This window comes from Arthrobacter globiformis (assembly GCF_003261175.1).
GTDB classification, from domain to species: domain Bacteria; phylum Actinomycetota; class Actinomycetes; order Actinomycetales; family Micrococcaceae; genus Arthrobacter; species Arthrobacter globiformis_A.
In genome coordinates this window covers 52,670-73,218 of sequence record NZ_QLNP01000090.1, presented here as the reverse complement: position 1 = coordinate 73,218, position 20,549 = coordinate 52,670, and the positions used below count along the sequence as shown (strand labels likewise).

The window sequence follows — 20,549 nt, the reverse complement described above, 5'->3', positions numbered from 1 at the left end:
CACCGGCAGCCTCCACCACGCCGCCCACACCACCACCGGCGGGGTCCACCAGGCCACCGACGCCGCCGGGAACGCCCTGCACGGCGCCGGCGAAGCGATCGCCGACGCACCCCAGAAAGTCGCCGCCAAAACCCAGGGCAACCCCCTCGCCGCCGGACTGATCGCCTTCGGCGCCGGGCTGCTCGTCTCCTCCCTCATCCCTCCGAGCCAGAAGGAACGCGAAGCCGCCGACGCCCTGAAGACCGCGGCCGAACCGATGACCAGCCAGGTCACCGAGGCAGCCAAGGACATGGCCCAGGGCTGGAAGGAACCCGCCCAGGAGGCCATGGAAAACGTCAAGGCCACCGCCACCAACGCCGCCCAGCACGTCAAGGACGAAGGCCAAACCGCCGCCTCCGACGTCAAAGCCACCGCCACGGACGCCAAGGACCACGTCCAAAACACATAGCGCCGACAACGCTCCAAAGAGCCAAAGTACGACACCGGCCGGCCCGCCTCACGCGGGCCGGCCGGCGTCGTTTCCGACTCGGCCTCGGTCTGGATCGGCCGCCACCTGAAGCGTATTCTGAAGACACGCTTTTTTGGGGTGTGAACCGCAGTGATGGTACGCAAAAGCCTGACATCGGGATCCCACACGACCCTGGCAAGGATGCTCGGGTTCGTGGTCCTCAGCTGCCTCTGTGGCGCCCTTGTTGCCGCCTACTTCGTTCCCCAAATTGCAGCTGCCGGCGCCGCGGTTAGCAGCTCGATGAACTTCTACAAGGGCCTCCCCTCCGAGCTCGCGGTGCGTCCGCCGGCGCAAACCACAAGAATCCTGACGTCGGACGGGAAACTGATTGCCTCGTTCTACGAGGAAAACCGGGTGCGGGTCCCGCTGAAAGAGATGTCGCCCTACGTCAAGGACGCCGTGGTCGCGATAGAGGACAGCCGCTTCTACGCACACAGCGGCGTCGACCCTGTGGGCGTTCTGCGGGCGCTGGTGAGCAACGTCGCTGGCGGGGACCGGCAAGGCGCATCCACCCTCACCCAGCAATACGTCACCAACGTGGCCAATGAAGCCAAGATCACCTCTGGCCGCGAGGATGAGGTAGTCCTCAGCGGGGAGAAGACCTTCGGCGACAAGGTCCGGGAAATGAAGCTAGCCATCGAGCTGGAGAAGAAATTCACCAAGGACCAGATCCTGGAGGGCTACCTCAACATCGTCTTCTTCAACCGCGGCGCGTACGGCATCGAGGCGGCCGCACAGCATTTCTACAGCGTTCCGGCCAGCAAGCTCAACCTCCCCCAGGCGGCAACGCTGGCAGGGCTTGTCAACAGCCCCAGCCTCTATGACCCTGTGAGCAACCCGGAGAACTCGCTCAAGCGGCGCAACCTGGTCCTGGACGCCATGCTGGTGCAAAAAAAGATCACCAAAAAGCAGCATGACGATGCTGCCGCCACCGGTGTGGGTTTGAAAATCCGTAGCTCCAAGCAAGGCTGCGCCGCAGCCGCCATCGCTCCCTACTTCTGCGACTACGTATCCCACCTGATCCTCAACAACCGTGCCTATGGGCCAGACACGGAAGCCCGGGAGCAGAAGCTGTTCAGGGGCGGGCTGACCATCACCACCACGCTGGACAGCCGGCTGCAGGCGGCGGCCCAGTCACAGGTGAACTCCACCGCCGGCGCCAACCCAGCCAAGTGGGGAGCTTCCCTGCTGACGGTCCAGCCCGGCACCGGAAAAATCCTGGCGATGGCGCAGAACACCGTGTTCCTCCCGGAGCCCGGCAAGTTCGATACCCAGCTGAACTTCAACGTGGACGCCAAGGATGCGAACGGCAATGACCTTAACGGCGCGGGCGGGTTCCAGCCAGGATCCACGATGAAGCCGTTCACGTTCGCCGAGTGGCTGCACCAGGGACGGAAGATCACGGAAGAGGTGGACGCCTCACGCCGGGAGTACCCACTGGGATTCGGCTGGCGGGACTCGTGCGCCAAGGTGGTGGGCGGCTACAGCACCAAGCAGCGCAGCGCCGGCCTCGAAGCTGCCGACGACCTGCAGAACGCTTCGGAGGGCTACTACCGGAGAATGCCAGCGGACTACGGGCTGTACAACTCAATCAACACGGCTACGTTCGCCGAGGTGGCACAGCTGGACATCTGCGGCATCGATAAAATGGTTGCGGCAGTGGGCCTGCGAAGCGGGCTGGATGGCTCAGAGATCAACATGCACCAGCTGGGCAATATTCTCGGCGGCACCGCCGTGTCGCCGCTCAGCATGGCCACTGCCTTCGCCACGTTCGCCGCCGACGGCCGCTACTGCGCGCCGATTGCCATCCAGCGCGTCACCGACTTCAACGGACGGGCGCTGTCCAGCCAGCAGCCGGCATGCCGGGCCGCCGTTGACCCGCAGATTGCCCGCGGCGTGAACTCGGTCCTGCAGGACGTGCTCAAGAAGGGCTCAGGCGTCTACATCAACCCGAAGGTCCAGAGCAAGGTCCCCGTGGCGGCCAAGACCGGCACCAACAACAGCAACGGCGCCACATGGGTCCTGGGCTACACCAGCGGCATGGCCACAGCATCCTTCTTCGGTGACGCACTGAACGGCCAGAAACGGCCGGGCCGGAACCTCACCATCAATGGCAAACACTACGACCGCATTGACGGCTACATGATCGCCGGGCCGCAATGGGCCAACTACATGCTCAAGGTCGCCAAGATGTATCCGGCCAAACCGTTTCCCAAGCCCCCGGCGTCCATGATCGGCAAGGGGGCAAAGTAGCCTCGCGGTGGCCGGCCGAAGGCTAATCGAAATGCGTCTCCACACCTGATCCCGAAAGCCTGCCCAGCAGTTCCACGGCGACGTCGCGCAGCTTTTGGTTCCGGTTGCTCGAGACTTTGGCCAAAATGTCCATGGCTTCCTTTTGGGAGCACCTGTTCTGCGCCATGATGACGCCGCAGGCGACGTCGATCGCGGTCCGGCTCTGCATGGCGGCCTCCAGGTTCTGCGCCTTGGCCTGGGCAGCCCCGATCCGGACTGACAGGTGCAGCGTGCGGCTGGCCAGCTCACCGAATCCCACCGCTCTGTCGAAGAGTTCGGCCGTGAAAAGGCCCGGTGCGGGGCCGAAAAAATTGAATGCCGCACTGGCGCCATCCCCGATGTCCAGGGGAACGCCTACCGTGGAGTACACGCCGTGCTCGGCGAGCTTCTTTTGGTATTCCGGCCACCGTTCGTCCGTGGTGACGTCGTTGAGCAGTTCGGGGGCCATGGTGAAGAGTGCCCGAATGCAAGGACCGTCGCCGACGCGCTGCTCGATCTGGTCCAGCTCTACTGCCCGGGGGCTGCTGCCGGCAACTGTGGCGGTGTGCCGGTGCCGCTTCAATGTCACGGCGCATTCAACGCCGGTACCTGCCAGACCGGTGAGCGTGGACGCGGCAAATGTGGCCAGCCCCTGGAGGAAGCCGTCAACGCTTTCGGCCCCGATCAGGATGTCCTGCAGCTGCCGGACGGCCGAATCTTCGTTCACTTCAGTCATTCCCCCATGCTAAACGCCAAAGGACCCAGTTGTTCCGGGGAAGCAAAAAATCGGTGTTCCCTCAGGCGGACGCCTGCTCCCCGGCCTGGACCTGGACCAGCTGCACCTGAACGCCGGCCTCCGTGAACAGCGCCACCTGGCCCGGATCAGCGCCGGAGTCCGTCACCAGGGTCCACGGCAGGGCAAGCTTCGCCCAGGCGTGGAAGGGGCGCTTCCCCAGCTTGCCGGAGTCGGCCAGGACATAGACAGCCTCACCCCGCCGGGCCATGAGTTCCTTGAGCCTGGTCTGCGCGTGGTCCGCCTCGCAGAGCCCGTCGTTGGCGGTGACGGCGTCCGCACCGAGGAACACCCGGTCAAAGCTCATCCGCTCCAAGGCCGCCTCGGCGAGGGGACCCACGAACGTTTGGCTCACGCCCCGCAAGCGGCCCCCGAGGCAGTCCACCTGGATCCCCGGCGAGTCGGCGAGCTCCTGCAAGGTGTTGATTCCCGGCGTCGTGACGGACAGGTTCTCCCGGCCGCGCAGGGAGTGCGCCAAGGCACCGACAGTGGAGCCGCCGTCGAGCAGTACGTTCTCGCCGTCTTTCACCTCCGCAGCCGCCCAGGCTGCGATGGCGTGCTTCTGCTCGTACGCCTCGCCGGTCCGCTGCCGCAGGGACGGTTCGGGGTGCGCGCCCAGCGCCACCGCCCCACCGTAGGTCCGCGCCAGCTTCCCCTGCTCGTTCAGCTGGGCAAGGTCCCGCCTGATGGTGGAGGCGGTGACCCGGAAATGCCGTGACAGTTCCTCCACAGACGCCAGCCCCGTGGTGACGGCAAGGTGGTAGATCTCTTCGCGCCTGGCTTTGGCGGTGGTCATCTGTGGCTCTCCTAAAGACGCTGACCTTTATCGTAGGGCCCGGGGTTTCGACAAGCTCAACCACCGGGATCGCCGCCTCACAGCGAGGCGCCGCCGCAGATCACGTAGTTCTGACCGGTGATGGACTTTCCGTGCGGCCCCAGTAGGAAGCCGGCGAGCGCCGCAACGTCCTCGGGATCCACCAGCTGGCCGAGCGCCGGGAGCTTCGGCGGGGTGGCCGCCCGGCCGGGGTCGGCAAGCATGGGGGTGTCCGTGGGCCCCGGCGAGAGCACATTCACCGTGATGCCGCGCGGGGCAAGCTCCTGCGCCCATGTCCGGCCCATGCCCATCAGCGCCGCCTTGGTGGCCGCGTACTGGCTCTTGCCCGCCGCGCCTGTGGAGGTCCGGCTGCCGATCAGCAGCACCCGGCCGCCGTCTGGCATCCGCGGGACCACCTCGTTGGCCAACGCACTGGCGGCCCCGACGTGGACGGCGAACATGCCGGCGAGCGCCTCCGGGTCCAGCTCACCCAGCAGCGCCGTGCGCTGGTATCCGGCGGCGTGGACCAGCGCGTCCGCCGGGTCGATCCCCGCCACCGTTTCCGCCAGCGACGACGGATCGGACAGGTCCGCGTGCAGCCACCGGAACCCGTGCCCCAGCGAAGTCTCGCTGCGGCTCAGCCCGGTGACGGTCCAGCCGTCGGCCAGCAGGCGGACGGCGATCGCCTTGCCGATCCCGGAACTGCAGCCCGTGATAATCGCGTGGCGGGTGCCGGTCACTGCTCGCCGCCGCCTTCACCGTCGCCGGCAGCGCTGTCCCCTCCGGGAGTGGCGCTGCCCTCGTAGGCCCACTGCGGGTCCACGCGGACGTACTTGATGGCCTGCCGGAAGTAGGTGTAGGCGATGTTCAGCGCACCGTCCGGACCCTGGTGGACGGACGGGTAGGAATACTCCCGGTTCAGTCCGTCCCGGGAATTGTTGGAGAGGCAGTAGCCGTCCCCCACGTCGAGGTTCCGCCGGATGGGCCAAGTCCGGCCCGAGTCCTCGGAGATGGCCAGCGTCATGGGCGAGCGCGGGGTCCCCCAGAAGGCGCGGCGTTCGCCGTCGTCTGTTCCGGCGGCGACAGAGGGGGAAGGTTCCACTAGCTGGCCCTGTTCGGCGGCCAGGCCGTCGTCGTCGATTTCGTCGTAGAGCGAGAGGCGCCGCTCGGTGTTTGCCTGTGCGCGGCTGTGGTTGTAGACCAGCGCCAGGCGGCCGTCGGCGAGCGCCGCGAACTGGATGGAGGAGTTGTTGTTGGGCAGTTCGGTGGGGACGGGCTCGGTCCAGGTGTCGCCGTCGTCGGTTGAGCGGGATTCGTAGATCGAGTCGGCCCACCGGCTGCGGAACAACGCCAGCAGCGAACCGTCGGCCACGGGCTGGATGTTCATGTGGACGCAGCCCAGGCTTCCCGGCAGGATGTGCTCGCGCCAGGTGGCTCCGCCGTCGTCGGAAATCATGACGGCACTGTCGTCGCTGTTGCCCACCCACTTCTCCCCGGGCGTGGTGATGCAGCGGAAGATCGGGATGATCAGGCGGCCGGACGGCAGCAGCACCGGCAGCTGGCGGACGAACACGCCGCCCGTTTCGTTGGCCGGAAACAGCGTTTCCACCGGCCCCCAGGTGCGGCCGCTGTCCGTGGAAGTACGACGGCGGACCTCCGCTGTGTCCTGGTTGCCCGCCTTTTGCGCGGTGTACAGGAGCCAGAGAACGCCGTCCTGGCCGGCGCGGCCAGGCGCGGTAAACAGGATCGGGTTCTGCTCCGAGCGTGTGGAGTCATCCGACAGCTGCTGAGCCGGTGACCACTGGCTGCTGCCCGGCTCCAGGGTGGAGAACCAGATGGAGATGTCCGGCACGCCTTCCTGGGTGCCGCCGAACCAGACGCAGCCGAGGCGGCCGTCGGGCAGGGTCAGGAGGTTGGCGGCGTGGCTCTGCACGGTGGGCGCCGGCAGGTACGCGAAGTCTGCGCCGTCAGCGCGCTTCACGGCGCCGTCGGGCGTGATGGTGCTGTACGCAGTGTTGATGGTCTGCATGCCTCAGCCCTCCGACTTAGCGGCTGCCAGATGCGCCTTGGCCGCCAACTCCAGGTGGGTCAGGTCCGACGCGACGGTGGTGAACGTGTAGCCCTGCCGCAGCCGCTGGGCGGCGATCTCCCCGGCCGCGGTGTGGATACCGGCGGCGATGCCTGCCGAGGCGGCCGCTTCGGCGACGGTTTCCAGCGCCGCGTTGAACTCGGCCTCAATGGCGGGGTCGCCCGGGAAGGCGCCGCCGACGGCGATGGCCAGGTCCGAGGGGCCCACGTAGATGCCGTCCAGGCCGGGCGTCGCGCAGATCTCCTTCACGTTGGCCAGCCCCTCGGGCGTCTCAATCATGGCGAAGACCAGGGTGGCGGCGTTGGAGTCAGCCGGGAGAGGGCCGATGCGCAGCGCCGAGCGCATTGGCCCGTAGGAACGGCCGCCCATGGGCGGGTACTTCGCTGCGGCGACCGCGGCCGCGGCGTCCGCGGCGTTGTTGACGAGCGGGACGATGACGCCGACGGCTCCGGCGTCGAGCGCCCTGCCGATCGCGGTGAAGTCGTTGGCCTCCACGCGAACCATGCCGACGGCGGTGTGCCCGGCATCGATGGCCATGAGGCCGTTCAGCACGCCCGAGTAGCCGAGCAGCCCGTGCTGGGCGTCCAGGGCAACGTAGTCATACCCGAGCCGGCCGATGCGTTCCGTTGCCACGGGGGCGTCCAGCACGGCCCAGTAGCCGACGGCCTGCTCACGGGCGCGGATCTTGCGGGCGAATTCAATGGCCAGGTCCGATGTCATCTGTATTTTCTACCTTCAGTTCGTGGGTGGTGTCGGCTAGCAGTTGTATATGCGTCAGCGGTTATATGCCGGCATGGGTCCGCGGAGCCCGGAGCCGATGGCGTCGCAGGAGCTGCTGACGTCCTGGGGCAGCGGCCCCTTGGCCACGGCGGCGATGTTGGCGCGCAGCTGCTCCACCTTGGAGCCGCCCAGGAGCATGGAGCCGACGCCCTTCCGGTAGGCGAGCCAGCGCAGTGACAGCTCGGCGAGGGTGATGCCTGCCGCGTCAGCGATGCCGGCAAGGGCAGTGACGTAGACAAACAGCTGCTTGTCCCAGTAGCGCTGGGTGTACATGGCAGCCAGCTTGGAATCACCGAAGCGGCCCTCCGAGGGCTTGTCTTCGAAGCTGTGCTTGCCGGTGAGCAGGCCGCCGCCCAGCGGGTTGTAGACCATGGTGTGCACGTTGTGGGTGGCGGCGAATTCGAGGTATTCCTCCTCCACCCGCCGGGCCACCAGGTTGTAGAGCTGCTGCGCAACAACGGGGGTGGGCGCACCCACCTCGCGGGCAACATGGATGACGTCGGCGATCTGCCAAGCCGCGAAGTTGGAGACGCCGAGCGCCCCGATCTTCCCTTCTTCCGCCAGCTCGGCCACGGTGCGCAGGGTGTCCTGCAGCGGCGTGGCACGGTCCGGCTGGTGCAGGTAGAACAGGTCGATGCTGTCCACGCCGAGCCGGCGGAGGCTGCCCTCGACGCTGTTGCGCAGCCCCTGCGGGGACAGCGGCGTGTGCTGGCCGTGGTCGGGGTGCGGCATGCCGGCCTTGGAGGCGAGGATGACCTCGTCGCGGCGTCCCTTGAGGAGGCGGCCGAGCATTTCCTCCGTCACGCCGCCCACGTACGCGTTGGCGGTGTCGATGGTGGTGATGCCGGCGTCGAGCGCCTCCTCCACCATGCGTCCGGCGGTGGCCTCATCGGCGGTGTCGCCGAACGTCATGGTGCCCAGGACCAGCCGCGAGATGGGAAGCTTCAGTCCTTCCACCGGGGTGCCTTCTGGCTGCTTGCTCATGCGTTGATTCTCCGTGGTTGCAGTGTCTGTGCGGTTGCAATGTGGTTGGGGTCGGGGCGGATAAACGGCCGGATCAGGGCGCCAGGTCAGCCTTTCAGCGCCAGCGACCGGACCACGTGCCGCGGCTTGAGGCCGCGCATGGTGGACGGGTCGAGGGCGGCCCGACGGAGCTTGCGGGTGTAGTCCTCCCTGGGCGCAGTCAGCACGGATGCAGTGGTGCCGGACTCCACGAGCTTGCCGCGCTGCATGACCATGACGCTATCGCTGATCTCCTGCACCACGCCCAGGTTGTGCGAGATGAACACGTAGGTGATGCCGGTTTGGTCCTGGATGGACTTCAGCAGCCGCAGTACCTGGGCCTGCACGGACACGTCCAGCGCGCTCGTGGCTTCATCGCAGACCAGCAGTTCGGGCTTGGAGGCGAGCGCGCGGGCAATGCCGATGCGCTGCCGCTGGCCGCCGGAGAACTCGGCGGGGTGGCGGTCCAGGGACTTGGCCGGCAGGCCCACCTGGTCGATCAGCTTCGCGGCTTCCTTATGCCGCTCGGCCTTGGACCGGACGCCCTGCAGCTTGAGCGGTTCGGCCACGATCTCCTGGGCGGTGAGGTGCGGGTCCAGGGAGCCGTACGGGTCCTGGAAGACCATCTGGAACTTGGAACGCAGCGGCCGCAGCTTGGCTTCGCTGAGTGCGGCCAGGTCCGTGCCGTCCAGTTCGATCCGGCCGCTGGCAGGCGTCACCAGGCGCATCAGCGCCTTGGCGATCGTGGACTTTCCACAGCCGGATTCACCGACGACGGCGATCGTCTTGCCCTTGTCCACGGAGAAGGAGACGTCATCCACGGCGCGGAAAGTCCCGCCGGGGACGTGGTAGTCCACCACGAGGTTCTCGACGGAGAGGAACGGCTTAGTCATTCTGGACTCCGGTGCTGGTCAGGGCGGCGTCGCTGGCCGCGGCGGTCATGGATGCGGACTGTGAGGTGTTGCCGGCGGGGGTTTCGTCCCAGGGCCCCAGGACCGGCACGGCCGCCAGCAGGTTGCGGGTGTACTCCGTGGCCGGTTGCTCCACGACCTGCTGGACGTCCCCGGACTCCACGAAGGAACCGTCCTTCATCACGTGGATGCGGTCCGAGATGAGCCGGGCGACGCCGAGGTCGTGCGTGATCATCAGGATGCCGATGCCGCGCTGCTCCTGAAGTTCCAGCAGGAGGTCCAGGATGCCGGCCTGCACCGTGACGTCCAGCGCCGAGGTGGGTTCGTCCGCCACCAGGAGCTGCGGTTCGCTGGCGAGGGCGATGGCGATCAGCACGCGCTGGAGCATGCCGCCGGAGAGTTGGTGCGGGTACTTCTTCAGCTGCACTTCCGGCGTCGGAATATGGACCTGTTCCAAAAGCCGGATGGCGCGTGCCCGGACCGCGTCCTTCTCCTTGGAGGCGGCGCCGGCAATCCGGATGGCCTCGGAGAGCTGGCTGCCGATGGAGTGCACGGGGCTCAGCGCGGTCATGGGGTCCTGCGGGATGAGCGCTACTGTCCGGCCGCGGACCTTGTCGATGGCCTTGGGTGCGGCCACCACGTCCACGCCGTCGATGAGCACGGTGCCGGAAAGCACCGCCAGATCGTCCGGGAGCAGGCGGAGGATGCCCATCGCCGTCGTCGATTTCCCCGAACCGGACTCACCGATGATGGTGACCGTTTCGCCGCGGTGGATGCTGAAGTTCACCGAATCGACGGCCCGGATGATGCCGGCGTCGGTGATTAGCTCCACCTGGAAGTCGCGGACCTCGAGCAGGGCCGGCTCGGCGGTGTGATCCTTGGCGGCGTGGCCGGAGTCAGCGTGGCTTGCTTCTGCGGTCATGTCAGGCACCCTTCTTCTTGCGGCGGGGACGGTCGCGGAGGCCGTCGCCCAGCAGGTTCACGCCCACCACCATCAGCACGATCACCAGGCCGGGCAGGGTGACCATCCACCAGGAGGTGGTGATGTAGTCCTGGCCGTCGGAGATGATTCGTCCCCAGGTGGCAAACGGACGCTGGGGGCCGGCGCCGAGGAAGCTGAGGGCGCTCTCGAGCAGGACGGCCTGGGCCAGGAGCAGCAGCACCACGAGGGTTGCCTGCTTGATGACGTTCGGGATGATGTGCTGGATGAGGATCTGGATGCGGTGCAGGCCCAGGATGCGCGCCGCGGAGACGTACGGCTTTTCCCGTTCCACGAGCACCATGGATCGGGTCAGCCTGGCCACTTCGGGCCATTGGGCAATGGCAATGACGAAGGTGATCACCGGGATCGACGGGCCGAAGAGCGCCACCACCAGCAACAGCATCATGAGGAGCGGCAGGGACATCTGGGCCTCGAGGACCCGCGAGACCACGGTGTCCACCCAGCCGCCGAAGTAGCCGGCGGCGGCACCGAGGATGATGCCGATGGCGCCGGAGACCACCACGGCCAGGATGCCGATGGTCAGGGACACCTGGCCGCCGTGCAGGACCCGGGAGAGCAGGTCGCGGCCCAGCTGGTCGGTGCCGAACAGGTGGCCGTCCACCAGGGGCGCCAGGCGGCGGGCGGACAGGTCCTGGTGGTTGGCGTCAGGAAGCGGAAGCACTTGGGCCAGCAGGATGGGAATGATCACGATCAGCGTACAGACGGCGCCGATGCGCAGCTTCCACTTGGCCGCGTTGCGTCGGCGGGTGGCGCCGGCCTTTGCGACGAGCTCCTTCGTGACGGCGCTGGCCGACGGTGTCCGGGGCGGTTGTGCGGCCGAGGCCGCCGGCGTTGCGGTGTCGCTGAGGCTCATGCTGCTGCCGCCTTTCCAAGACGAACGCGGGGATCAAGAAGCGGGTAGGCGAGGTCGATGACCAGCTGGACGGCCACGGCCAGCAGTGCCGTCAGGAGGACGGTCGCCTGGATGAGGGGGTAGTCGCGGGTTTCGAGGGCACGGACAATGAGGGAGCCGACGCCGGGCCAGGCGAACACCACTTCCACCACCACCACACCGTTGAGCATGGCGGCGAAACGGGTGCCCAGGGCGGTGAAGACCGGGATGGCGGAGTTGCCCATGGCATAGCGCCACGTCAGCGCCGGACTGCCCACCCCCCTGGACCGCGCCACGGTCAGGTAGGGGGCGGCGAAGTTGGACGTCATCTCCCGCCGCACCATCCGGGAGATCAGCGCGATCTGAAGGATGGCGATGGTGACGGTGGGGAGGACAAGCCCGCCCCAGGTGGCGAAGCCGGAGGCCGGGAACAGCGGGATCAGGACGGCGAAGCCGGTGAGAAGCATGATGCCGGTCCAGAAGTCCGGCATGGACTGCCCTGCGATGGTGAGGACGTTGACGCCGAGTTCGCGGTTGGTGTCCGGGCGGCGGGCCATCCACACGCCCAGCGGGATGGCCACCACGGCGGTGAGGAGGATGGACGCCGTGGCGAGGGTCAGCGTGTACGGCATCCGCTCCGCCACCACCTGCATGGCCGGCGCCTGGAAGGAGTAGGAGGTGCCGAGGTTGCCGGTGAACAGCTGCTGCAGGAAGATCCAGTACTGCTCCAGCACGGGACGGTCCAGGCCGAACTGTTCGCGGACCTTGGCCAGCTGCTCGGTGGTGGCCAGCGGGCCAGCGTAGGATACGGCCGGATCACCGGGGGCGAGGCGGATCAGGACGAAGACCGTGGAGACCGTCAGGAACACGGTCAGCAGGCCTTGGCCCAGCCGCTTGAGGATGTACGTGGTCATGACTCAGGCCTCCAGCCGGACGTCAACGAGGGGGTAGGAGTTGGTGGGCGCCAGCGCCAGGCCTGCCACGCGCTTCTGGTGGGCCAGCACGGACTTCGGCACGAAGGCCCAGGCACACGGCCAGGTATCCCAGATGGCCTTCTGCGCGGTGGCGAGCAGCTGCTCGCGGCGGACCGGGTCCACCTCGGAGGAGGCGGCCTGGATCTTGGCCTGCACGTCCGGGACCACGTAGCCCTGGTAGGTGTCGCGGGTCTTTTCCTTCTCCGCGGTTCCGGCGTACATGCCCTGCATCATGGTGATGGCCAGGCCGGTGGGGCTGCTGAAGCCGTTGCCCAGCAGGTCCCAGTCGCCCTGCTTGCCCTGGCGCCAGGCCAGGATGTTGCCGCCGGGCTCGAACTGCTGCAGCTGGGTTTTCACCCCGATGTTGCCGAACATCTCCACGAGCGCCTCCATCACGGAGGTGTCGGAGGCGAACTCGCCGGTTTCCCAAATGATCTTGAGGTTCAGGTCGGTGACACCCAGGCTCTTCAGAGTGGCCTTGGCCTTGTCCGGGTCAAAGGTGTAGTTGCCGGTCTTGGCGAAGCCGGTGAGGCTGGACGGCACCACGCCTTCGGCCTCGCTGACCGAATCGACCAGGACATCCTTGACCAGGGACTCGCCGTCGACCGCCCAGCTGAGGGCCTGGCGGACCCGGACGTCGGACAGCGGGTGGCTAGCGGGCTTGCGGAAGTTGTAGAAGATCTGGTTCAGGCGGAGGCTGGACGCCTCAGCCAGGACGACGCCGGGAAGTCCTGCCAGCTGTTCGCGGGAGTCGGGCGTGATGGAGTCAATGACGTCCACCTCGCCGCTGCGCAGGGCAATGACGCGGCTGGATTCCTCCGGCAGGAAGCGGACCTCGACGTTGTCCACCTTGGGGGCGGGGCCCCAGTAGTTCTCGTTGCGCTTGAGGCTGTAGGTGCCGGCGCCGCGGTTGAACTTGGTCACGACGTACGGCCCGGTGCCCACGCCTTCCTGCAGCTCCTCCGGCTTGTTCTTGGCTGCCGGGCTGATCAGGATCATGCTCATGAGGGAGTCGAGGACGGGGATGGGGTTCTTGGATTCCATCCGGAACGTCCGGTCATCCACCGGGACAACGGTGGGGAATTCGGGGAAGAACCCGGCAACAAAGGAACCCTGCACCTGCTGGTACATCTTCAGTGCCGTGGCCACGTCCTCGATCTGCAGCGGCGTGCCGTCGGAGTACTTGACGCCTTCGCGCAGCCGCACGGTCCAGGCGGTGGGCGAGGTCATCTCAAAGCGGTCCGCGAGGACCAGGACCGGCTTGGTTTCGGGGCCGATGGCTGTCAGTCCCTGGCGCACGGAGCGCTGGACGGTGACGGCGGCGTCGAACTGGTTGAGCTTGTTGTCCAGGCTGACGAGGGACCTGTTGAGGGCCAGCGTCAGGGTGCTGGGTCCCGGCAGGCCTGTGGGGCCGGCACACCCGGCCAGGGAGCCTGTGCCCAGGAGAAATCCGGCGGCTGCGCCGAACTGCAGGAGGCGGCGCCGTGAGATCTCACTTCCTTGAGGAAGAACGGTCATCGTTGACCTCTCGGTTGATTGGGACGGCTGGCGGCCGGATGGCCTGCGCCGTGTTACATGGATCACTCTGCCAGCTCTGCGCGAAATGCGCAACTGCTCTAGCGCACTTCGCGCAGTCATGCCAGAATGGATCCACCTGATCCATAAACGAAGGGAGGACAACGTGGCTGCAGTCCTTATCCAGGCCGATGACTTTTCCGGCGCAGCAGAAGTGGGGCAATGCTTTGCAACCCAGGGGCTGGACACATGCCTCCTCCTGTCCGCCCCCGAGGAAGGCGCTGCCACTGGCAGCGGCGCCGAAGTCGTGGTGGTCGATACGCATTCGCGGGCCGTGGCTCCGGAGTCCGCCGCAGCGGCTGCGGCAGCCGTCTTCGACAGCCCCACCGCACACGGCGCGACCGTCCTATTCAAGAAAATCGATTCGCTGTGGCGGGGCAATATTGGCCCGGAACTCGCAGCACTTTCGGCCCTGGGGCACCACGTTGTGGTGGCCGGCGCACTCCCCCAGCTGAACCGGGCCGTCGTAGGCGGCCGGCCCTTTGCCGACGGCGTCCGGCTGGACAGCACGGACCTGTGGCGGGCAGAGGCGGCTGCGCCGCCCGCGGAAATTGCGCAGCTGCTGGGCTCCGCCCCGGTGCAGCTTGTGGACCTGGCCACGGTACGGGCCGGCGGCCTGCCGGCCGTCCTCGGCGCCGCCTTTTCCGGAACGCCATCCAGCGCCGCTCCCGCCACCGTGATCGTCGACGGCGAGACTCCGGCTGATCTGGAGAAGGCCGCCGACGCGCTGCTGGACCTGGACTTCAGGGCCGGCGGGCGGCGCATCGTGCTTGCCGGGACCGGCGGCATGGCCCTGCTGCTGGCGGCGAAACTGGCCGTTACCGCTGCGCGAAACGCGCAACCCTCGGCGCCTCAGGGCCTGACGGCAGCAGCGGGCGCAGCGGGCGCAGCCCGGCCGGTGCTGGCCGCCGCCGGCACCGCCTCGGCAAGGGCCGCGGCGCAGCTGCGGAACCTGGAGGCCGCCGGTTTCACCACCCTGGGCATCGCACCCGCCGAACTGCAGCGTCCCGAAGATTTCCGCCCGAGGCTCGCGGAAGCGTGGCAGCTCCTGGCGGCCGGCGAGCCAACAGCCCTGACGGTCAGCGCCGACGTCGTCAATCCGCAGGAGTCCGGCAGGATCGTGCGGAACCTGGCGCGGCTGGCTGCCGGCGCGGCAGCGGGTCCGGCGGCGTCCGGTCCCGAGGCAGCGGACCTGATCCTCACCGGGGGCGAAACCGCCCGCGAGGTAATAGACGCCCTCGGCATCCGATCGCTGACCCCGCTGGCGTCCGTGCAGCACGGCGCCGTGGTCAGCCTTTCCGACGACGGGCGGCTGGTGGGCACCAAGCCCGGCAGCTTCGGCGACAACGACGCGCTCGTCCAGCTTTACTCCGCCATCAAAGACCTCCGGTCTTCCAACAGCATTTCCCATCCCTCCCACACATCTGGAGCTCCAATGACATCAGCAGTGAACGCAACCGAACAGGACACCCGGCCCTTCATCGCCGTGACCATGGGTGACGGTGCCGGCGTCGGCCCCGAGGTGACCGTGGGCGCCCTTCTCGACGGAAACGCCTACCGCGCCTGCCGCCCCGTGGTGGTCGGCGACGTCCACCGGCTGCAATTGGGCGCGAAAGCGCTGGGCGTGGAAGCCAACATCGTGGAGGTGGGGACGGTGGGCGACGCGGTCTTCGAGGCCGGCCGGATCAACGTGATCGATCCGAAGCTGCTTTCGGCCGACCTGCCGTGGGGCCAGGAGTCCGCCGAGGCCGGCAACGCGGCCTACCACTACATCCGGATCGCCTGCGAGCTGGGTATGAGCGGCCAGGTCCAAGGCATCTGCACGGCACCGCTGAACAAGGCGGCGCTGCACAAGGCCGGGCACATCTACCCCGGCCACACCGAGCTGCTCGCGCACTTCATGGGCATCGAGGAAGTGTCCATGATGCTGTCCACGCCCAAGGTCAAGGTGATCCACGTCACCACGCACATCGGCCTCATCGACGCCATCAACAGGATCGAGCCGGGCCTGGTGGAGCGGACGGTGCGCCGCGGCAACAGCGCCATGCAGCGCGCCGGCATTGCCACCCCGAAGATCGGCGTCTGCGCCATCAACCCGCACGCCGGCGAGAACGGCCTCTTCGGCTACGGCGAGGAAGCGGAGAAAATCACCCCGGCCATCGAGAAGCTGCAGGCCGACGGCATCGACGCGGTCGGCCCGCTCCCGGCCGACACCGCGTTCTTCCTGGCGGGCCGTGGCGACTACGACCTCATAGTGGCCATGTACCACGACCAGGGCCACGGGCCGGTCAAGGTACTGGGCATCGAGGCAGGCGTCAACATCACGGTGGGCCTGCCCGTCATCCGCACGTCAGTGGACCACGGCACGGCGTTCGACATCGCGGGCAAGGGCATCGTGGACGTGCGCAGCATGATCGAGGCGCTGCGCCAGGCGGCGGAAATGTCGCCCAGTCCCGCGGCAGCCTAGTCGGGCCCGCCGCAGCCTGAGCACTGCCGCGCAGGGCTGACTGTCAGGAAACCTGCAGGCCGCCGTTGATGTCGTACGTAGCGGCGGTGATGTATCCGGCGTCTTCCCCCATCAGGAATGCCATGAGGGCGGCGATGTCGCGGACTGTGCCCACCCGGCCCATGAGGATGTCCCTGGACATGTCGGTCTTGCGTTCATCGGTCAGGGTGCCGCCCATGATGTCGGTGTCCACGGGGCCGGGGGCGATGCAGTTGACGGTGATGTTGTACTGGCCCATTTCCCGTGCCAGCGCCCGGGTGAAGCCGATGATGGCTGCCTTCGATGCGCTGTAGGCCACCTTGGAGTACGTGCCGCCACCGCGCTGCGCGGAGATGGAGGAGACGCTGACCACCCGGCCGAGCCTGCGTTCGATCATGCCGCGGAGCACGCGCTGCGTGACCAGGAACGTGCCGGTCATGTTGATCCGGAACACCCGCTCCCACGCCTCGAGCGTCTCGTCCATGAACTCCGTGGGCGAGCTGATGCCTGCCAGGTTGGCCAGTCCCACAATGGGCGGCAGGTTGGCCTCCACTTCGTCGATGGCGGCGTTCACGGCGGCTTGGTCGGAGACGTCGGCGCCCACGCCCCTGGCCTCCCCCCCGTACACCGAGGAGATATCCTCCGCCGCGCGCCGTGCAGCGTCGCCGTCGATATCGAGGATGGCCACGGACCAGCCCTGGCTGGCGAGCATTTCCGCCGTTGCGCGGCCAATGCCCCGTGCGGAGGCGGCCCCGGTCAGCACCGCGGTGCGTTCGGCCGGGAACTTGTCGTGGTGCGTCATGTCCGTGATCCCCTCGTCGTTAGCTGCAGCGTCAGTACTTGGTGTCGTCGAACTCGTCGGCGGCGACTGCCTCTTCACCGACAGCAGCGTGGGTGCCCGGCTTCACATGCCCTTCGGGACGTTTGCGGGCGTACAGGAAGGTGGCGACGGCGGTAATAGCGAGGCAGGCGGACAGGAAGAGGAGGCCGGACCGGTTGTCGCCGGTGGCATCATTGAGCACACCCACGATGTACGGCGCCACGAACCCGCCCAGGTTGCCGAGCGAATTCACCATCGCGAGGCCGGCCGCGGCGGCCGCTCCCACCAGCGCGGTGGAAGGCATCGCCAGGAACGGGGCAATGGCCGAGTAGATGCCCATGGCCGCGAGGGTCAGGGCGATCAAGGCCAGGATGGCGTTGACCTGCACCAGGCTGCCGGCAGCTACCAGGCCGACGGCGGCCATCACCATGCTGATGCTGGCGTGCAGCACGCGGTTGCCGGTGCGGTCGGACCGCCTGCCCCAGTAGTACACGAACACCGCCGCAATCGTGTACGGGACGGCGACGATGAAGCCCACCTCCGTAGTGCTGAACTTGCCGAGCGCGGCGACGATGGTGGGCATCCACAGGCCCAGGCCGTAGATGCCGCAGACCAGGCCGAAGTACAGCGCCGAGTAGGCGATGGTCCGGGAATCCTTCAGGCCGGCGAGGAAGTGGTGAGGCTGGCCCTTTTGCTTGTGGGCCAGTTCCTCGTCCATGGTCCGGGTGAGCCATTCCCGTTCATCCGCGGCGAGCCACTGGGCGTGGCTTGGCTTGTCCGTCATCAGCACCGGGGTGAGCAGACCGAGGAGGATGGCCGGGATGCCTTCGATGATGTACAGCCACTGCCAGCCGTGCAGGCCTGCGATGCCTTCCATTTGCAGCAGAAGGCCGGACACCGGGGCGCCGAGCGCGTTGGAGACTGGCTGGGCGAGGATGAAGATGCCCAGCACCAGCACACGTTGCGCGGCGGGGAACCACAGCGTCAGGTAGAACAGGATGGCCGGGAAGAACCCGGCCTCGGCCGCTCCGAGCAGGAAGCGGATGATGTAGAAGGTGGTCTCCCCGTTCACCAGCGCCATGGCCGTGGCGAAGATGCCCCACGAGATCAGGATGCGGGCGATCCACTTCCGGGCGCCAAACCTGTACATGCCGGCGTTGCTGGGGATTTCCAGCAACGCGTAGCCGATGAAGAACATGCCCGCACCGAGGCCGTAGGCTGCAGCACTGAGGCCGATGTCCTCGCTCATGGTCAGCTTGGCGAACCCCACGTTGTTCCGGTCCAGGTACGCCACGAAGTAGAGCAGCACAATGAGCGGCATGAGGCGGCCGCGCACTTTTCGAAGGGTCCGCTGGCCCAGTTCGTCCAGGTGGTTCGCGGGATTCGCAGCGCTCATGGTGCACCTCGCAGGGAGAGACGGGGCCGCCGGGGTTCCTCGGCGGAACAATTAATGTTTACCACTCAACGCGCAGATAGTCATTATGCTTACTAAATTCTTGAGCGAGCGCTCCCCTTCCAATGAATGCTATTTCCTGCTGTTCAGCCATCCCAGCAGCCGGTCCAGCGGCCAGGTGGTGATGACGCGTTCAGCCGGAACCCCATTGCGTTCGGCCCGCTCGGCGCCGTACTGCAGGAAGTCGAGCTGCCCCGGCGCGTGGGCGTCACTGTCGATGCTGAAAAGGCAGCCTGCCTCGAGCGCCAGCTGCAGCAGGTTGTCCGGCGGGTCCTGCCGCTCCGGCCGGGAGTTAATTTCGACGGCGACATTGGCTTCCGCGCAGGCCGCGAAGACCCGCTCGGCATCGAATTCTGACTCGGGACGGGTCCCGCGGGACCCCTGCAGCAGGCGGCCGGTGCAGTGGCCCAGCACGTTGGTGTGCGGATCGGAGATGCCGCCGAGCATCCGCTCCGTCATGGTGCGCCGGTCCGAGCGGAGCTTGGAGTGCACGCTGGCCACAACCACGTCCAGCCGGTCCAGCATCTCCGGCGTCTGGTCCAGCTCGCCGTTTTCCAGGATGTCCACCTCGATGCCGGACAGCAGCCGGAAGCCGCCGTCGGCGTCGCCGTTCAGCCCGGCCACGACGTCCAGCTGTTCGGTGAGCCGCTCGGCCGTCAGCCCGTTGGCGATTTTGAGGTTCGGCGAGTGGTCCGTCAGGGCCAGGTATTCGCGGCCCAGGTGCCGCGCGGCGGCCGCCATCAGATCGGGAGGGGAACCGCCGTCGGACCAGTCACTGTGGCTGTGCAGGTCGCCGCGGAGCTGCGCACGGAGCCCGTCTCCCCCGGCCGCGAGTGGCTTGGTGCCGCCCTGCCGCAGCTTGTCCAGGTAGTCGGGCACATCGCCCTCCACAGCCTGCCGAATGACGTTGAAGGTGGTGTCCCCGATCCCCTTCGTTCGCTTGAGCCTGCCGTCGCGGGTGCGCTCCGCCACCTCATCAGGTGTCAGTCCGCTGATGACGCCGGCCGCCTTCCGGAAGGCCTGGACCTTGAACGTCGGCGCGGCGGAGCGCTCGAGCCAGAAGGCGATCTCGTTGAGGGCGTCGGCGGCGTCCATTCAGTGCTAGTCCTGGTGCAGCTGGATGTAGTTGCCGCAGCCGTCGTCGAACACGGCGGTAATCCCGAAGGGGTCCTCCGCGGGCTCGCCCTGGAACTGGACGCCGGCAGCGGTCAGCCGCTCATATTCAGCCCGCACATCCGGGGTTCCGAAGACTATGGCAGGGAGCCCGGCCTCGCGCAGTCCCTTGCTGTAGGCCGCGGCGATGGGATTGTCGCTGGGCTCCAGCAGCAGGCCCACGGTGCCGGCCGCTCCGGGGTCCTTGACGATGAAGAGGTTGTGTTCCGGCATGGCCATGAGCGTTTCGAAGCCGAGGGTCTCCGTGTAAAAGGAGTGCGCTGCGGCAGGGTCTTGGACGTGGATGCTGCACATTTTGAGTCGCATGGCGCCTACGCTACGCCGCGGCCGCCGCTGCAAACCAGCCCATTGACCAGCGCTTCAGTACAGGATGCAATTTAAGTGCGGCCCGAAATGCCGGGCAGCGCCCGTCCTTGGGAGGTGCAGTGGTGCCCGCAGTTTCCGAAGCCGCCCCGTTGGGGCTGCTGCAACTGGTCCTCTGGAGCGCAGTACTGGCGGCCGCCGTCGCCTGCACGGTTTTAGTTGTCCGGCACCATTTAGGGACGCCCGACGGCGACAGTCCAGATTTGTTGTTCTGGGACCTTTTCGGTGGCGCCGCAGTGATCGCCCCTGCGCTGCTCATCCCTGCGGTGGCCTCGCCGGCGGCAGGCCTGGCCATGGTGGCCGTGGCGGTGCTGAGCGGCGTTGCCGCCTACCGCGGCAGCCCTGCGGTGCTGTCTTGGTACGAAACCCGGCGGCGCCGGCGGGTGGACGACCCACTCTGCCGGGCGGCCGCCGTCGTGCATGACGAAATCCTGGGCCGCTGGGCGCGCTACGAGCTCGACCCCGCACTCGCCATCAGTTATCCGGACCTTGCGGACGTCGCACGGCCTGAGACCGCTGCTTTGGTGAAGGCCCTGCGGGAGGCGGAGACGCTGAAGACTGTCGGGGATTCGGGGTATCCGCGTGCCGTGGATCGCCTCGGCAAGGCGCTCGAGCGCGCCGAAACCGCAGCGGGGGTCCCGGCGGGCCTGCGGCCGTAGGATGG

General features: G+C 67.4%; 19 protein-coding genes. 4 read left to right on the top strand and 15 right to left on the bottom strand.

Going from position 1 to position 20,549, the window contains the following annotated elements; all coding sequences use genetic code 11:
* Both DBZ45_RS14835 and DBZ45_RS14830 read left to right on the top strand, forming a co-directional pair.
* On the top strand, nucleotides 1-448 hold a 448-nt coding region (locus tag DBZ45_RS14835; RefSeq protein ID WP_111904654.1), incomplete at its 5' end, for a hypothetical protein.
* 153 nt (nucleotides 449-601) lie between these two features.
* Entirely contained in the window at nucleotides 602-2,761 is a 2,160-nt protein-coding gene (locus tag DBZ45_RS14830) for a transglycosylase domain-containing protein (RefSeq protein ID WP_111904653.1), read from the top strand.
* A 22-nt stretch (nucleotides 2,762-2,783) separates the two neighbouring features.
* Here the strand turns inward: DBZ45_RS14830 and DBZ45_RS14825 are convergent, their stop codons facing one another.
* The 11 genes from DBZ45_RS14825 to DBZ45_RS14775 form a co-directional block, all read right to left on the bottom strand.
* Nucleotides 2,784-3,515 (bottom strand): GAF and ANTAR domain-containing protein, encoded by a 732-nt coding sequence (locus DBZ45_RS14825; RefSeq protein ID WP_111904652.1) that lies wholly within the window; start codon nucleotides 3,513-3,515, stop codon nucleotides 2,784-2,786.
* Between the two features lie 61 nt (nucleotides 3,516-3,576).
* Nucleotides 3,577-4,368, bottom strand: a complete 792-nt coding sequence (locus tag DBZ45_RS14820) for a DeoR/GlpR family DNA-binding transcription regulator (RefSeq protein WP_111904651.1) — start codon at nucleotides 4,366-4,368, stop codon at nucleotides 3,577-3,579.
* A 77-nt stretch (nucleotides 4,369-4,445) separates the two neighbouring features.
* Nucleotides 4,446-5,126 carry an SDR family NAD(P)-dependent oxidoreductase gene (locus DBZ45_RS14815; protein ID WP_111904650.1) on the bottom strand — a complete coding sequence of 227 codons (681 nt, stop codon included), beginning with the start codon at nucleotides 5,124-5,126 and terminating at the stop codon, nucleotides 4,446-4,448.
* Nucleotides 5,123-6,415, bottom strand: coding sequence for a sialidase family protein (locus DBZ45_RS14810; RefSeq protein ID WP_111904649.1), 1,293 nt, complete (start codon nucleotides 6,413-6,415; stop codon nucleotides 5,123-5,125). Before DBZ45_RS14810 ends, DBZ45_RS14815 begins: the two co-directional genes overlap by 4 nt.
* A gap of 3 nt (nucleotides 6,416-6,418) precedes the next feature.
* Complete coding sequence (locus DBZ45_RS14805) at nucleotides 6,419-7,195, bottom strand: HpcH/HpaI aldolase family protein (protein WP_111904648.1); 777 nt, start codon at nucleotides 7,193-7,195, stop codon at nucleotides 6,419-6,421.
* A gap of 54 nt (nucleotides 7,196-7,249) precedes the next feature.
* A complete protein-coding gene (locus DBZ45_RS14800) occupies nucleotides 7,250-8,239 on the bottom strand; it encodes an aldo/keto reductase (protein WP_111904647.1) in 990 nt (329 codons plus the stop codon).
* Between the two features lie 86 nt (nucleotides 8,240-8,325).
* Complete coding sequence (locus DBZ45_RS14795) at nucleotides 8,326-9,150, bottom strand: ATP-binding cassette domain-containing protein (RefSeq protein WP_111904646.1); 825 nt, start codon at nucleotides 9,148-9,150, stop codon at nucleotides 8,326-8,328.
* Nucleotides 9,143-10,090, bottom strand: a complete 948-nt coding sequence (locus tag DBZ45_RS14790) for an ABC transporter ATP-binding protein (RefSeq protein WP_111904645.1) — start codon at nucleotides 10,088-10,090, stop codon at nucleotides 9,143-9,145. The genes DBZ45_RS14795 and DBZ45_RS14790 overlap by 8 nt, the downstream gene beginning before the upstream one ends.
* Before the next feature lies 1 nt (nucleotide 10,091).
* Entirely contained in the window at nucleotides 10,092-11,024 is a 933-nt protein-coding gene (locus tag DBZ45_RS14785; RefSeq protein WP_111904644.1) for an ABC transporter permease, read from the bottom strand.
* A complete protein-coding gene (locus DBZ45_RS14780; RefSeq protein ID WP_111904643.1) occupies nucleotides 11,021-11,956 on the bottom strand; it encodes an ABC transporter permease in 936 nt (311 codons plus the stop codon). Before DBZ45_RS14780 ends, DBZ45_RS14785 begins: the two co-directional genes overlap by 4 nt.
* A 3-nt stretch (nucleotides 11,957-11,959) precedes the next feature.
* Nucleotides 11,960-13,534 (bottom strand): ABC transporter substrate-binding protein, encoded by a 1,575-nt coding sequence (locus DBZ45_RS14775; RefSeq protein ID WP_111904642.1) that lies wholly within the window; start codon nucleotides 13,532-13,534, stop codon nucleotides 11,960-11,962.
* Between the two features lie 163 nt (nucleotides 13,535-13,697).
* Between DBZ45_RS14775 and pdxA the strand changes: the two genes are divergently transcribed.
* Entirely contained in the window at nucleotides 13,698-16,058 is a 2,361-nt protein-coding gene (gene pdxA / locus DBZ45_RS14770) for a 4-hydroxythreonine-4-phosphate dehydrogenase PdxA (protein ID WP_111904641.1), read from the top strand.
* A 43-nt stretch (nucleotides 16,059-16,101) separates the two neighbouring features.
* On the opposite strand, the gene DBZ45_RS14765 is transcribed toward pdxA, so the two are convergent.
* The 4 genes from DBZ45_RS14765 to DBZ45_RS14750 all read right to left on the bottom strand — a co-directional run bounded on the left by DBZ45_RS14765 (nucleotide 16,102) and on the right by DBZ45_RS14750 (nucleotide 19,828).
* Entirely contained in the window at nucleotides 16,102-16,878 is a 777-nt protein-coding gene (locus tag DBZ45_RS14765; protein ID WP_111904640.1) for an SDR family NAD(P)-dependent oxidoreductase, read from the bottom strand.
* A 31-nt stretch (nucleotides 16,879-16,909) separates the two neighbouring features.
* Nucleotides 16,910-18,292 (bottom strand): MFS transporter, encoded by a 1,383-nt coding sequence (locus DBZ45_RS14760; protein WP_111904639.1) that lies wholly within the window; start codon nucleotides 18,290-18,292, stop codon nucleotides 16,910-16,912.
* 129 nt (nucleotides 18,293-18,421) lie between these two features.
* Nucleotides 18,422-19,444, bottom strand: a complete 1,023-nt coding sequence (locus DBZ45_RS14755) for a PHP domain-containing protein (protein WP_111904638.1) — start codon at nucleotides 19,442-19,444, stop codon at nucleotides 18,422-18,424.
* A gap of 6 nt (nucleotides 19,445-19,450) precedes the next feature.
* Nucleotides 19,451-19,828, bottom strand: a complete 378-nt coding sequence (locus tag DBZ45_RS14750; protein ID WP_111904637.1) for a VOC family protein — start codon at nucleotides 19,826-19,828, stop codon at nucleotides 19,451-19,453.
* Nucleotides 19,829-19,950: 122 nt separating this feature from the next.
* Between DBZ45_RS14750 and DBZ45_RS14745 the strand changes: the two genes are divergently transcribed.
* Nucleotides 19,951-20,544 carry a hypothetical protein gene (locus tag DBZ45_RS14745; RefSeq protein ID WP_111904658.1) on the top strand — a complete coding sequence of 198 codons (594 nt, stop codon included), beginning with the start codon at nucleotides 19,951-19,953 and terminating at the stop codon, nucleotides 20,542-20,544.
* Nucleotides 20,545-20,549: the final 5 nt, after the last annotated feature.